This window comes from Chryseobacterium sp. HNCC26DJ241 (assembly GCF_057180505.1).
In genome coordinates this window covers 1-13,248 of sequence record NZ_JBXUGL010000018.1, presented here as the reverse complement: position 1 = coordinate 13,248, position 13,248 = coordinate 1, and the positions used below count along the sequence as shown (strand labels likewise).

Below are 13,248 nucleotides of genomic sequence, written 5' to 3'. Positions count from 1 at the left end.
AATTATCATTTATCATAAACATGAAAACACTCTTCTGTATCGGAGAACTTCTCATCGATTGGATTTCCACAGATATCGACTCTTCTCTTGTAGAATCTGTCAATTTCATTAAAAAAGCAGGTGGTGCTCCTGCTAATGCAGCAATAGCCTGTTCCAGACTTGGAGGAAAAGCTGCCTTTGCCGGGAAAGTAGGAAACGATGCTTTTGGTTTGTTTTTGAAAGAAATATTGGTGAAAGACAACATCAATACAGAAAACTTGATTTTAACCAAAGAATCTACCACATTTGCCTATGTAAGCATTAAAAAAGGAGGTGACAGAGACTTTATCTTTATGCGCGGAGCAGATGAATTACTAACTTTTGAAGAAATGAAGTTACCAAAAGAAGAAGCAGTTTTTCATTTCGGATCAGCTACCGGATTTTTGGGTGGAAAATTAACAGAAACTTATTTCAAGACATTAGAGTATGCTTTAGAAAATAATTTTTTCATCAGCTTCGATCCAAATTTCCGTGATGCGTTATGGAATGACAATACTTCAGATTTTATTAAATTTTCTAACGATTTTATTCAAAAATCAGATTTTATAAAACTCTCAGACGAAGAAGCAAAACTCATTTCAGGAAAAGAAGATTTACAAGACGCTATTAAATCTTTTGATGTAAAAGAAAATGCCATCGTTTGCATTACTCTTGGCAAACAAGGAACGCTGCTTTATTTCAATGAAAATTTTGAAATTATCCCAAGTATTTCTGTAGAAGCTGTTGATACTACTGGTGCAGGTGATGCTTTTGTAGGAGCGATGCTGAAGCAGATTTGTGATAAAAATCCTGAAAATTTTGAAGAAATAAAAAACTATGTACGTTTTGCTAATAAAGTAGCGGCCATTTCCACAACGGAATTTGGTGCAATAGAAGCATTACCTACTTTAGAACAATTAAAAAAAGTTAATACATAATTTCAAAACCATAAAAAACAGAAAAACAGTGATATCAATTGAGATAACGGAACTTTAAATAAAGACTTAGTAAAGCACTTTCTTATTTAAAAGATTCAACAAAATATTTTTTTGGGCAGCTTTACCGCCCTCCGTTCCCGCTTCCCGAAGCCAAACCAAAAACCCATTGCATTTCGGGAGAGCTCCACTCAGGTCGGGCTGCAACAAAGCAACCGCTAAAGTACAAGGAGCAGCTTTATGATCACAAAATTGTAAAAACAATTTCTTTTTCGGCTCTTTTATGGTAAAAACTAAACAAAATGCAACAAGCCTATAAACTTTCCCAATTATACGCTTTTATCAACGGCAACGAAATTTCAGATCCCGATTTCCATTTGAGATTAGGAGCAAATTTCCCTATTATTTCAGATTTATTTGAAAAACTATATCAACATCACCCGAATAAAGAACAGTCTTTCAAAGGTTTAATCAAAATTTTAGTTGAAAAATTCAAAGAACGTTCTTTAGCATTAAAAAAATTAGATGTAGAGCGCTATAAAACTCCCAACTGGTATTCTTCCGAAAAAATCGTGGGAATGATGCTTTACACGGAAAGATTCAACAAAAACTTTAAAGGATTGCAGGAAAAAATTCCCTATTTCAAAAAACTGGGAATCAATACACTGCATTTAATGCCTTTTTTAGACGTTCCGGAACCTGAAAATGATGGAGGTTATGCGGTGAAAAACTATCGCGAAACCAATCCGAAACTGGGAACAATGCAAGATTTTGAAAACTTATCCCGAGAACTTCACGCCAATGATATGAATGTCATTATGGATTTTGTACTCAATCATTGTGCAGATTCTCATGAATGGGCAATAAAAGCAAAAAATGGGGATCAGAAGTATAAAGATTATTTTTATTTTTTTAAAGACAGAACGTTACCCGATGAGTATGAAAAAACCATGCTCGAAATTTTTCCGGACACTGCTCCCGGAAATTTCACATGGCTGGAAAATACCCAAGAATGGGTGATGACGCTTTTTCATAATTATCAATGGGATCTCAATTACCACAATCCTGAAGTTTTGGTGGAAATGATAGACGCAATGCTTTTTTTGGCGAACAAAGGTGTCGATATTTTCCGTTTGGATGCGGTTGCTTATATGTGGAAAGACATCGGCAGGTTCAATCAGAATTTGCCGGAAGTACATACCGTTTTACAAATTTTTAAACTTTGTGGGCAGATTGTAGCTCCGGGAATTGCTTACATTGCGGAAGCAATTGTAGCTCCTCAGGAAATTATAAAATATTTCGGGGAAGGAATTGCACAAGGAGATGAATGCGATATTGCTTATAATGCAACATTTATGGCATTGAGCTGGGAAGCGATTGCCTCCCAAAATACAGATTTACTCAGAAAATCCATTCATGCCATTCCGAAAAAACCAAAGAATACGACTTGGATTAATTATGCCCGTTGTCATGATGATATTGGACTTGGCTTTGAAGATCATCTTATTACAGAATTGGGAAAAAATCCGCTCCAACATAGATTGTATATGTTAGAATATTATTGTGACGAAGGGCGAAATTTTGGTAGAGGAAAACGTTTTATGCAAGAACCTAACGGAAATGCCAGATTAAGCGGTGCAATGGCAAGTCTTTGTGGTCTGGAAAGAGCGATGGAAGTTAATGATGATTTTCAGATTAATTTGGCTTTGAGGAGAATTACTCTTCAACATGCAATTATTTTGTCATTAGGGGGAATCCCTATGATTTACAGCGGAGACGAAATTGCTTCTACTAACTTTTATGATTATCTGAAAGAAGAAGATAAGAAGAATGACAATCGCTGGCTTCATCGTCCGATGATGAACTGGGAAGTTGCCGAAAATTTAGAAAAGTATCCTATTCAAAAGTCAGTTTTTGAAAATTTGCAAAAAATGATTTCTTTAAGGAAAGAAATTCCTGCTTTTGCAGATAATAACGATATTGAATTGATAGACAGCGGAAACTCTCATCTTTTAGTGTTCAAAAAAACAGACCATTCAGGAAAGAGCATTTGGGTAATTGCTAATTTTTCCCCTTATGAAACGGTTTTTCAAAGCTGGTTTATTGGTCTTAACAAAAAAGTGAAAAATTTATTGAAAGACAGCGAAAAATTTACGCTTCAACATGAAAACTTTATAGGAAGCTATAGCGTTTTGTGGTTGGCTGTGGCAGAATAAAATATTAATTTGCTTTTATAGTTTCCTCAGTCAAAAGAAGAAGCCGTCTCATTTTTACGAGATGGCTTCTTATAAAATATGAATAATTGTTTTTATTTTTATAATCTTGAGATTAATACCCAAGCCGAACCATTACTTTGAACCACAAATCCCATATTGGATGAAGGTGTTGTGCCTAAACCAAGATTTGCAAAATTGGCACCATTTGCCCTGAAAGTTCCTGAAACGGTAACACTTCCCGCGGTATCATTTATTAAATAATATATCCTCCCGGTATTGCTGGCAGAAGCTAAAGGCATTGCACATGCACCTTGAACCAATACAGTATGTGCAGTATCTGGGATTGCTCCTGAAGCAACTGTTGCAATATTGGTAGCTAAAGAACCCGCTACCTGCAATGTAGAATTTGGGGACGCGGTTGTACCAATAGCAGTAGCACCTGCTAAATTATTTATATCATTTGTTCCTGTCTGATAAACGCCATGCTGTGAAGTGCTTCCGGCTACATCTTCTATATACAAACCATAACCATTTACTATACTAGAAGCCGCTACATTGGAACGCAAACCATAAACAGAAGTATTGGCTGCAAAAGAAGCGCTGCCTGTACTTGGAATGTTGGCATCCACACCTATTAAAGCAGCACCGGTAGTATTATTAAATGTACCTTTGGTAATACTTCCTTGTGCACCAAACGTTTGCCCGTTAAATATATTACTAGATGATAATAAACCTTGTATTCCTGCAATAGTACCATTGAACGTTCCGTTTCCTGAAACAACACCACCTAGCACAGCCGCAGCCGCATTGTTAACAGTTCCAGAGTTTGAATAATTACCAAAAACTCCAGCAGAACCAAAGTTTGTACTTCCAGTCAAGGTAGAACCAAGTTGTATGGACATTAAACCAATAGATCCCGCTGTCTGTGCATTTGCAACTGATACATTAAGGGTGCTTGAATCAGTTAAACGGATTTGGTTAAAACTGCCCACCATTGGTCCTGTATAACTATTGGCACGCAGGTTTACATAATTCATGTCACCAAAAAACTGGATACTTCCTGGATTATTTATATATGCTGCTGAGCGGGTATTGTTTATAAAAAATCCTGTGTTAAGATCGTTTGTTGTAAAATTGTTTTGCACGGCAAAATTAGCAGGAGCGTTTGTAAATGTTCCATTAAATAATACATCTGGGTCTGCAATATTAGCCGCAGCCGATATGTCTCGCCAATTACCAAATTGCACATGCCCCTTGGCATTTTTTACCCGCATAATATTATTATAAACAGGGTCTGTTCCTACTTTTATCTGAAAATCTTTTGCATCTGTGGTACCTAAAAAATCGCCATCAGTAACAGCTCCCCCTGCTGGGTTTGTTCCTGCATTGCCTTTTAAATTCCAGTTATCTATTGAAGTGTGAAGTTTTATCCATTTGCTTTCCGCCGCACTCCAATAATAGTAGCCGTCCACCATGGTATTGAAAGGGTTGTTTGCTAAATCCGTAACCTGAAATACAGTTAAACCATTAGCGGGATTCGGGACGGTAGTTGTATCGGTAAGAGATTGCAAATCTACACGAGGGAATAATATACCCTTATCTGTACTTGTAACATCGAACATTGCAGAATTGTCAGGCTGATCAATTCCAACTCCGATTTGTGAAAACATCATTGAAGACACTCCTAACATTAGGAGCAGAGATAATTGATTTTTTTTCATCATTCTTATTTTTTTCTTTAATTTAATTTACGCTTACAAATACATATAAATTATGCTTTGCATATTTTTTTAACAACAAAAAGCAATCATTAATAATTATGAGTAAAGATCTTCCTTAGAAACTTATAAAAATAAAAACCATTATTTTTCCGCTAAACAATTTCGGGGAACAATTTTTTCCACTTAGCTATAGTATTCCTACTCAATTTGAAATGCATAGACAATTGATTATTACTGAGATTATTTTTTCTTTGGTAATCCAAAATTACCTGTATAGAGTTTACATCATAAGTACGGAGTTGCCGGTTTCTGATTTCTGTTAATTGTTTCACACCAAAAATCATATTATTAATATCCAATACATCCATGGTATTGCGAATATTTTCAATTTTGATCTTAATGGCTGAATCCTTCATTTTCTCAGGATATTTTTCGATAATAATATCTGTATAAAGCTGTTGATAATTTGGTTTCATGTAATCTCTGGATTTATATGAATACTTTCAATAGCTAACATTGTTCCTTTTCAGCCACTTATAAAGGGTGGTTTTCGGGATGTTGTATTTTTTAATTACCTCGCTAATGGTCATTTGTTTGGTACTTATTTTTTCCAGAACAAAATCAATAATCTCACGCGTATAAATATTCTTACGGAAATTTGGCAGTTTATTTTTTGAAATATTTGCAGCCTGTTTCGGGGATTCGGCAGAAGGTGGCGAATACAAAATCAGATGACCAGTATAAACCCTGAAAAAATCATATTTCAAAAGTTTGCTCCATCGAAGAAGAACATAGGTGTCTATGCTTGCCGATTGGTACATTTTCTCAATTTCCTCCTCCTCATAATTCAGGAATTTGCTGATCCGATGAACAGGAATATCCAGTTCTTCTGCCTTTTGTTTTATGAGTTTTCCTATATGTATTTCTTTCAGATTCATAATGATTCTAATTTAATTTCCTGTATCACACAATTAAAAGCCGGCAAATAAGGCAAATTGCCGGCCTTGTATTATATCATATTACCTCCAGTAATTCCACTTCACGCCATCAAAAACAGCAAGGGATTTGCTGGTGGTGTCATAACAGATCATTCCCGAAACCGGGCTTTTCACATTTAAGTGAGGATCGGCCACTTTAGGTAAAATCAAAGCTTTATTGGCAGATTCCAACACCAAAACCCCCGTTGCAGAAGAAGAAGGCGCTCCCATAATCACGCCGTTATTGGTTGCTTCAGCACCGGAAATGGTAGGAACACTTCCCGTATCTGCCAGATTTTGCCAGCTCCCGTTAGAATACATTTTTATGGTATTATCAGCAGAACTTGCCAATAAAGTACCGTTGGAAGGAGAAGCAGGAAGTGTGGACACTGAAGGAAGGATAATCCCATTAGTCGTTCCAGAAGGAAAATCCAGAATTCCGGAACTGTTTATGGTAGTTGTTATGATCCCGACCTGGGCATTTATTATTCCTAAATTTATTAAAATCAGGCTCAATAAAATTATTTTCTGATATGTAGATTTCATGTGTATTAAATTTTAAGATTAATTATTACAGCTTTTGGTGATACAGTTCCATGTAGTACCGTTATAAAGCTTGATACAGTTGCTGCCCGTATCATAAATCAGCATTCCTTCAATAGGATTTGTAATGGAAGCCGAAGTGGTTCTTGTAAGCACAAAACCTTTGTTAGTAGAAGCCAACGCAAGGAATCCGTTCGGTACATTTCCCGGCCATCCTGGTACAGGAAGACTGGTAAAGGTATTGATCCCTACTTTGGTGTAACCGTTTGGCGTACCCGTGGTGAATGGCTGTGTACAGACGCATACTTTTATAGTAACCGTCACAGCACCTGTAGTAGGGCTGTAACATCCGCCCGTAGTGTCATAAAAGGCAGCATAATAAGTGCCTGCCCCTACAGCTGTAGGTGTGGCAACTTTATTACCATCATTTGCAGGAGTTCCTGTATGCCATGTGATCGGTAAAGATCCCGCATTTACCAAAGTAGTTAAATCTACAGTAGTAGCAGGACAAACATTAGTAACAGTGGTACAAGCACCAATGATTACGGTGACAGGTGTAGTTCCTGTGCTGTAACATCCACCAACAGGGTCATAAAAAGCTGCGTAATACGTACCTCCTTGTGTTACATTGGTTGGTGTAGCAACTTTATTGGCATCAGAAGGTGTACTTCCTGTATGCCAAGTTAAGGTAACATCGCTATTTTGGTTGGTTGCCGTAATAGTGGTTAAATCCACGGTTTTGCTTGGGCAGGTATTGGTGATGGTGGTTGCGCTTAACACAGGGCTAGGATCATCAGATGCCAAACAAGGTGCGGTAATAGCCGTAGGGCAGCTTAACACAGCCGGTGTACCTACACCCCCATCATTGCCAAGACCACCAGGGGAAGGCTGATTGTTAAAGCTGTTACCACTACCAAATGTATAGCCCCCTGCTTGTAAAGAGCCAGTATAGGTGGCTGCACTTACCAATTGCATTACACTGTTTGAGATATTAAACCCAGGGTTTACGGCTGCATTTCCCAAAGTATTGACATCACTACCCCCAGCTCCAGCCGAACCTGGACGGTTGGTTTGATTGGTTGCTCCTACATAATTATTATAGAAAAGACATCCATTTAGAGTTACGGTGTATAGAGGTTGGCTGCCGTTTTTTGTGTGCAAACCTATGGCACCTCCTTTAAAAAAGGCATCCGTTACACCATTACTTACAAACTTGCTATTGGTAATGCTGATACCCGCTGCAGAAGATCCGCTTGCTAAAATCCCAATGGCACCGCCACCCGGTAGTAATGCGTTGGAGCCACCAATACTTCCCTGTCCGAATGTAACTCTATTGGCATAAAATACACAATTATCAACACTGCTGGCTGCATCAAAGGCTTGCACACTGATGGCACCACCATACCCGCCAGCAAGGTTTCTGTAAAAATAGGAGTTCTTAATATTAAAATTACCAGCAGTTACCTGGATTGCGCCACCTGCACCGCCAGCGTTGATGCCCACTGCATCAACTGTATTACTCTCAAAAGTACAACCATCAACGGTTAGCGTACCTCCAAGTGAATTAATGGCAGCTGCTTTAGAAGCGGCTTGATTGGTTCTATTAAAACAGAAAGTAGTATTATAAAAGAAAGAAGAATTATTAGTAAATACCGCAGCACCCGGGAATGCAATAGCACCACCCCAACTACCAACATTGCCAGAAAAAGCACTGTTTTTAACCGTCAAAATTACCCCCGCTCCGGTATGTACTCCGGCAATATCGTTAGATGTATTATCTTTAAACAGGCAGTTTGTAACTGTAGCGGTATTGCTGCCACTCGTATAAGACGTCAAGTTGATGCCGCCTCTGCCAATTTTAATATCGTGTATATATAAATCCGTAAAAAACAAATTATTAGGTCCTGTTGTCGATCTACTGAAAAAAGCCGATTGGTTGGCAGCATTATCATTCGTGGTAAACTCAAGCCCTTTGATAGTTGAACCGGTGGTGGTCGTGGCGCCGTTAGTACCAAATGCCCATGCCCCTGTTCCTGAAAGTTTAATAATTGTAGGGTTAGCTACCGGGTTATAACCCGATATGTCGGTTCCTGAAGCCGAAGCAGGAAAACCACCTTGCACCAATACATTGTTATTATTAATGCCTATTGGATTACCACTACCGGTAAAAGTATAGGTACCTGCTTTGATATATATTTTGGTGCCTGCTGCCAAGGTTGTACCTGCCAGCGTAGTTAAATAAGTAGGTCCTTTTGGTGAAGCCCAACTAAGACCATTGTTGGCATTATTACCACCATCGGCAGTAGTTGCCATATAGATTTGCGCATTGACCACTACACTGCACAAAAACAGCAAAGCCATCAGGCAAAGTCGGGTTATACTTTTTTGTAAAAAGCCCCCTGTGTTATTTATGTTGTTTATATATTTCATTTCTTTGTATTATCTGTTTAATAAGGAGGGGTGTTATTTAAGTATAGGTGCTAAATTACCTACATTACACAATGCACTCGGGCAGGTATAGGTGGGCGTACCCACTCCGCCGTCGCCAGTATTGGCAAAAGTTGTACCTGTAAAAGTGTAAGGATTGGTACCAGCATTACTTATGCCATAGTAGTTCGCAGCACTGGCCAATTGCATTTTGGTAGTGGCATTGGCGGTAATTTTGTTAATAGAAGAACCGCTGAGCGCTGCTACATCAGCACCATCATTCGTGGTACTTGGTGATACACTGGCTACAATGCTTCCTCCCACGTTCTGATAAAAGAGGACGTTCGATAAATCCATACCGCCGCCGCCATTCAGATTATTATTATAATTGATGGCTCCACCTATAATACGAAAAGTATTGGCAGCTGTACCACTGATAAAGTTGCCTACAAATTTTGAGTTTGTTAAAGTGAGTTTATTGGCCGTATTGCTCCAAAAAATAGCACCGCCGCCACTATAATCTAAGCTGGTACCGTTTGAGCAACGCATTTCATTTTTATAAAACACGCAATTGTCCATGGTGCTTGGGGCAGAACCTGTGAAACAAAAAATAGCGCCCCCGCCAAATCCATTTTGCGAAACATTTTCGTAAAAGTTGCAGTTGGTAAGCACAAACTTACCATTTTGAATATACAATGCGCCTCCGTTTCCACGGGTAGCAAAGTTTTTGGAGAAATTGCAGTTGGTTAAAGTGAAGGTTACGATTTCGCCAGTAGGGTATTGAAAAATGGCTCCGCCATAATCCAGTGCTGTATTGCTGCACCAGTTGCTGTTGGTGGCTGTAATGCTTGAACGTGTAGTAATAGCACCACCTGTTCCACTTCCCGAAGCTGCTGATACAGTATTTCCAATAAAACTGCAATTTTCAATAGTTAAAGGATGCTCATCAGAATCGTTATTTATAGTAGCAAAAGCAGTACCCGTATTATTTTTAAATACACAATTTTTTAAAAGAATCGTTCCGCCACCATCGCCATCTCTATGGTTAATTATCCCCTGGTTACTGCTTGGGAAATCATGCACATAGAGGTCTTCAAAAACATAACGGCCCGAAGTGCCTCCACTAAGTCCAAAAGTAGTAAACAATGAACCGCCCTGTGTGGCAGTACCAGTAACTTCAAAGCCTTTTATGATATAGTCGTTGGTAGCAGCACTAGTGTCCATACTTGCCAGCCAGCCACCCTGGTTTGTAGAACTGCTTGGAGCTGTATAGCTAATGATGACTTTGGTTACATTGGTTACGGGGTTGTAACCGCTGATATCCGTACCACTAGCAGAAGCAGGAAAACCGCCTTGTATCAAGATATTGTCGTTTACCAAATACACACCAGAAGACTGAAATACAGAAACTGTATAGGTACCTTCCTCTACATATATATTGGTGTTGGCAGGTATGGCGTTTGCGTTTAGTGTTTGGCCATAATAAGCTGAAAAGTAGGCGTTAAAGTCTTTGGCATTTTCCCAGTTGGCGCCAGATTGTGTGCCGCTGCCGCCACTGTTGAGGAATACCTTGGTTTGTGCAAAAGCCATTTGGCTTTGTAGAAGCATTACAATACACATCAGCAGAAAGCGATGTATGTACGATAATCTTGTAATTTTTTTTTTCATCTTTTATTTAAATTATAATTATGTAATGTTCAAGAATCATATTCTAAAATATTTTAGAACAGAGTGATTTGTTATCTTTAAAGGAGGTTTTTAGTTCCTATTTGAGCGAAACAATTGCTTCAATAAGAATTATAAAGAATTTGAATAGTGGCAATTTTTTCCATAATTTGTGTTTTTAGAATGTATGCAATAGGTAGGATTTCAGTATTTGGTAATGATATTTCATTTTACTAAAAAACCAGTGCGCGAATGTAAGCCTATTTTGCTAAAAACAAGGGTTTTCAAAGGGTTTTCATTTGTTTAAATAGTTGATAATCAATATTTTGTATTCTATAATTTTTGATAATAAAAAACATTGATTATTATTTTTGGTAGGCTATTATACCAAAATGAGGAAAAATAAATGACTTAAAAGGATGAAGTTTTGTGTTTTATTTACTTTTTGGCATTATGCAATTGCTCATATACCGCCATCTTAATTTTTAGCTCTGCCAGTTCTTTTTCTTTTTCTATGAGTTGGTCTTTCAATTTTTTTTCGGTTTGTGTTTCGTAAGGAATCTGTAAAAACTCACTCATTTTTGCCAAAAAATTATAATTCAAGGCCTTGCTTATTTTCCAGATAATGCCAAATTGTAAAGAGTCTTGCTTGAAATATTTTGTAAGAGTTGCAGGTAAAATGCCTAAATCTTTTGCCAATTGAGCTTTACTAATATGATTGCTCACCATATAATAATTAATCATATTACCATTCTTAGGGTAATGCTCATCTGTAATGTTTTTATATTTTTTTACACCAACTTCCATCCTATTATTTTTATTGAAATCTAAATTACAAATATTATTTAACATTTAGCTATCCTTAAAGGATAACTTTATTATTATTTATAAATAATTATCTTATTATTTATAGATAAGTATACTATTAATTACAAATAATGAAATTATTAATTACAAATAATGAAATTATTAATTACAAATAACTAAATTATTAATTATAGATAACTATAATATTATTTATAGATAACTACATTATTATTTATAGCTAATTATTATTGGTATACGGAGATGCTTTCAGCATGACAAACAATACGGTAAAAACGCTACGTTTGTCATTCCGTAGGAATCTCTACAATATGATTTAGATGCTTTCAGCATGACAAACAATATGGTAAAAACGCTACGTTTGTCATTCCGTAGGAATCTCTACACTATGATTTAGATGCTTTCAGCATGACAAAGACTCTGCAAAAAAACCTAATAAGGGAATTCAAAGATGCTTTCAGCATGACAAACAATATGGTAAAACGCTACGCTTGTTATTCCGTAGGAATCTCTACACTATGATTTAGATGCTTTCAGCATGACAAACAATATGGTAAAAACGCTACGTTTGTCATTCCGAAGGAATCTCTACACTATTATTTAGATGCTTGCAGCAAGACAAACACCCTGCAAAAATAGCACCCAAGAATTAATAATTAAGAACTATAAAGTTTTTCAGTATGACAAACTATTTACTAAAAAAATCAAAAAAAGCCTTACCAAGACGGCAAAGCTTTTATTTTATAATTATGAAATTTATTGTTCTGTAGAGGGTGGCGCCGGTGGAATTTGGTTGTTAGGAATTGTTTTGCCTGTACCACCTTGACCTGCGAAACGTTGTTTTAATTGTGCTACAATGGCATCTGCACCCGGTACACCTGCATCTGCTGCCGAACCAAATAATTTGTACAGCGCCAATGCAGAAGTATAGGCTTCGCTTCCTGCTAATAGCTGGGTATCTTCTAGTTTTTCTTGTAATTGTTTTACCAGTACAATAATTTCATCTAACTGGTTGAAAAGCGTAAGGTCATTTTGCATATTGGCTACAGACAGGTAAGAGGGCATCAATGTAGGGTTGTTTGCCGCCGCATTAATGGCATCTTCGGTAAAGGTTTTATTGCTGATGTCTATTGCAGGTAAAGCAATGCGCTCATCTGTGGTAAGCCCGATTAAAAAAGGGAGATTGGTGGTGATGGTTTGCAATGCATTTTTCACAGCAGTAATTTGTGTCGCGGTTGCCGTAATGTTCAGGCGATTGTTCGTTAAATTTGCCATATTAATTGATTTTTTAAAAAAATTAAGTAGCAAAACTAAAAAAGAAAGAACTATTGAAAAAGGGGGAAATCACCCTTTGTTACAGGGAAAAATAACCTGGTTCTTCGCCAAAAACTGTGGAATTGAATTTCAATGTTTTTCATGATCTTCAATTCTATGTTCTTTTGTCTTGAAACAAATCTTCGACTCCGCTCAGATTGACCAAAAGTTCAAGACTTGAAAACTCGGCTAAAATTTTGAAGAATTTCCTAAAATCTCCAAAACTCGGGCGGAAGCAAGGATTTTGTCTTTCATAAAAAGAGTAGTGACGCCACTCAAACAGTGGAGATTTTTTAACGGAAATTCTTCAAAATTTTTTAACGCCTCCGTTTCCTATGTCGAGATAAATCCAATGGACAATAATTTAATTTCCATACTTTTTGGCGAAGAGCTAATAACCTTTTTTATTATAAATGTAAAGCCAAATCATTTGATACATTTTTTTTGACGAACAAATTTCTAAAAATGTATAAAGGGTTTAGAGCCGGTTTAAATTTTATTGAGGTCATAGTTTAATTACACACTATTATATATTTACAATTTTGATTTTTTATAAATTACAAAAATATGCACGAAATTTGTCATGCTGAAAGCATCTCTACAAAGA

The 13,248-nt window shown here is 37.0% G+C and carries 11 protein-coding genes; 2 read left to right on the top strand and 9 right to left on the bottom strand.

What is annotated here, in order from left to right; all coding sequences use genetic code 11:
* Positions 1 to 20 precede the first annotated feature (20 nt).
* A complete protein-coding gene (locus AC2A1C_RS09690) occupies positions 21 to 956 on the top strand; it encodes a carbohydrate kinase family protein (RefSeq protein ID WP_484025511.1) in 936 nt (311 codons plus the stop codon).
* A gap of 66 nt (positions 957 to 1,022) precedes the next feature.
* Here AC2A1C_RS09690 and AC2A1C_RS09685 read toward each other — a convergent pair whose 3' ends face one another.
* Positions 1,023 to 1,217 (bottom strand): hypothetical protein, encoded by a 195-nt coding sequence (locus AC2A1C_RS09685; RefSeq protein ID WP_484025510.1) that lies wholly within the window; start codon positions 1,215 to 1,217, stop codon positions 1,023 to 1,025.
* Between the two features lie 38 nt (positions 1,218 to 1,255).
* Between AC2A1C_RS09685 and AC2A1C_RS09680 the strand changes: the two genes are divergently transcribed.
* Positions 1,256 to 3,169: an alpha-amylase family protein gene (locus AC2A1C_RS09680; RefSeq protein ID WP_484025509.1), complete on the top strand. Its 1,914-nt coding sequence runs from the start codon at positions 1,256 to 1,258 to the stop codon at positions 3,167 to 3,169.
* 98 nt (positions 3,170 to 3,267) lie between these two features.
* Here the strand turns inward: AC2A1C_RS09680 and AC2A1C_RS09675 are convergent, their stop codons facing one another.
* From AC2A1C_RS09675 to AC2A1C_RS09640, 8 genes are all read right to left on the bottom strand, one after another.
* On the bottom strand, positions 3,268 to 4,890 hold the full coding sequence (locus AC2A1C_RS09675) for a hypothetical protein (protein ID WP_484025508.1): 1,623 nt from the start codon (positions 4,888 to 4,890) through the stop codon (positions 3,268 to 3,270).
* Between the two features lie 152 nt (positions 4,891 to 5,042).
* Positions 5,043 to 5,366: a helix-turn-helix domain-containing protein gene (locus tag AC2A1C_RS09670; protein WP_484025507.1), complete on the bottom strand. Its 324-nt coding sequence runs from the start codon at positions 5,364 to 5,366 to the stop codon at positions 5,043 to 5,045.
* Between the two features lie 27 nt (positions 5,367 to 5,393).
* Positions 5,394 to 5,828, bottom strand: a complete 435-nt coding sequence (locus AC2A1C_RS09665) for a helix-turn-helix domain-containing protein (protein WP_484025506.1) — start codon at positions 5,826 to 5,828, stop codon at positions 5,394 to 5,396.
* Between the two features lie 81 nt (positions 5,829 to 5,909).
* Positions 5,910 to 6,413 (bottom strand): hypothetical protein, encoded by a 504-nt coding sequence (locus AC2A1C_RS09660; RefSeq protein WP_484025505.1) that lies wholly within the window; start codon positions 6,411 to 6,413, stop codon positions 5,910 to 5,912.
* A gap of 18 nt (positions 6,414 to 6,431) precedes the next feature.
* A complete protein-coding gene (locus AC2A1C_RS09655) occupies positions 6,432 to 8,840 on the bottom strand; it encodes a hypothetical protein (RefSeq protein ID WP_484025504.1) in 2,409 nt (802 codons plus the stop codon).
* A 33-nt stretch (positions 8,841 to 8,873) separates the two neighbouring features.
* Positions 8,874 to 10,505 (bottom strand): hypothetical protein, encoded by a 1,632-nt coding sequence (locus AC2A1C_RS09650; protein ID WP_484025503.1) that lies wholly within the window; start codon positions 10,503 to 10,505, stop codon positions 8,874 to 8,876.
* Between the two features lie 435 nt (positions 10,506 to 10,940).
* Entirely contained in the window at positions 10,941 to 11,354 is a 414-nt protein-coding gene (locus AC2A1C_RS09645; protein ID WP_484025502.1) for a helix-turn-helix domain-containing protein, read from the bottom strand.
* Between the two features lie 729 nt (positions 11,355 to 12,083).
* Positions 12,084 to 12,602, bottom strand: a complete 519-nt coding sequence (locus AC2A1C_RS09640; RefSeq protein WP_484025501.1) for a hypothetical protein — start codon at positions 12,600 to 12,602, stop codon at positions 12,084 to 12,086.
* Between the last annotated feature and the right edge of the window lie 646 nt (positions 12,603 to 13,248).

Bases quoted from the DNA above. Each gene is read 5' to 3' on its own strand.
- AC2A1C_RS09690 (WP_484025511.1), top strand. From the start codon at position 21: ATGAAAACACTCTTCTGTATCGGAGAACTTCTCATCGATTGGATTTCC.
- AC2A1C_RS09680 (WP_484025509.1), top strand. From the start codon at position 1,256: ATGCAACAAGCCTATAAACTTTCCCAATTATACGCTTTTATCAACGGC.
- AC2A1C_RS09675 (WP_484025508.1), bottom strand. From the start codon at position 4,890: ATGAAAAAAAATCAATTATCTCTGCTCCTAATGTTAGGAGTGTCTTCA.
- AC2A1C_RS09670 (WP_484025507.1), bottom strand. From the start codon at position 5,366: ATGAAACCAAATTATCAACAGCTTTATACAGATATTATTATCGAAAAA.
- AC2A1C_RS09665 (WP_484025506.1), bottom strand. From the start codon at position 5,828: ATGAATCTGAAAGAAATACATATAGGAAAACTCATAAAACAAAAGGCA.
- AC2A1C_RS09660 (WP_484025505.1), bottom strand. From the start codon at position 6,413: ATGAAATCTACATATCAGAAAATAATTTTATTGAGCCTGATTTTAATA.
- AC2A1C_RS09655 (WP_484025504.1), bottom strand. From the start codon at position 8,840: ATGAAATATATAAACAACATAAATAACACAGGGGGCTTTTTACAAAAA.
- AC2A1C_RS09650 (WP_484025503.1), bottom strand. From the start codon at position 10,505: ATGAAAAAAAAAATTACAAGATTATCGTACATACATCGCTTTCTGCTG.
- AC2A1C_RS09645 (WP_484025502.1), bottom strand. From the start codon at position 11,354: ATGTTAAATAATATTTGTAATTTAGATTTCAATAAAAATAATAGGATG.
- AC2A1C_RS09640 (WP_484025501.1), bottom strand. From the start codon at position 12,602: ATGGCAAATTTAACGAACAATCGCCTGAACATTACGGCAACCGCGACA.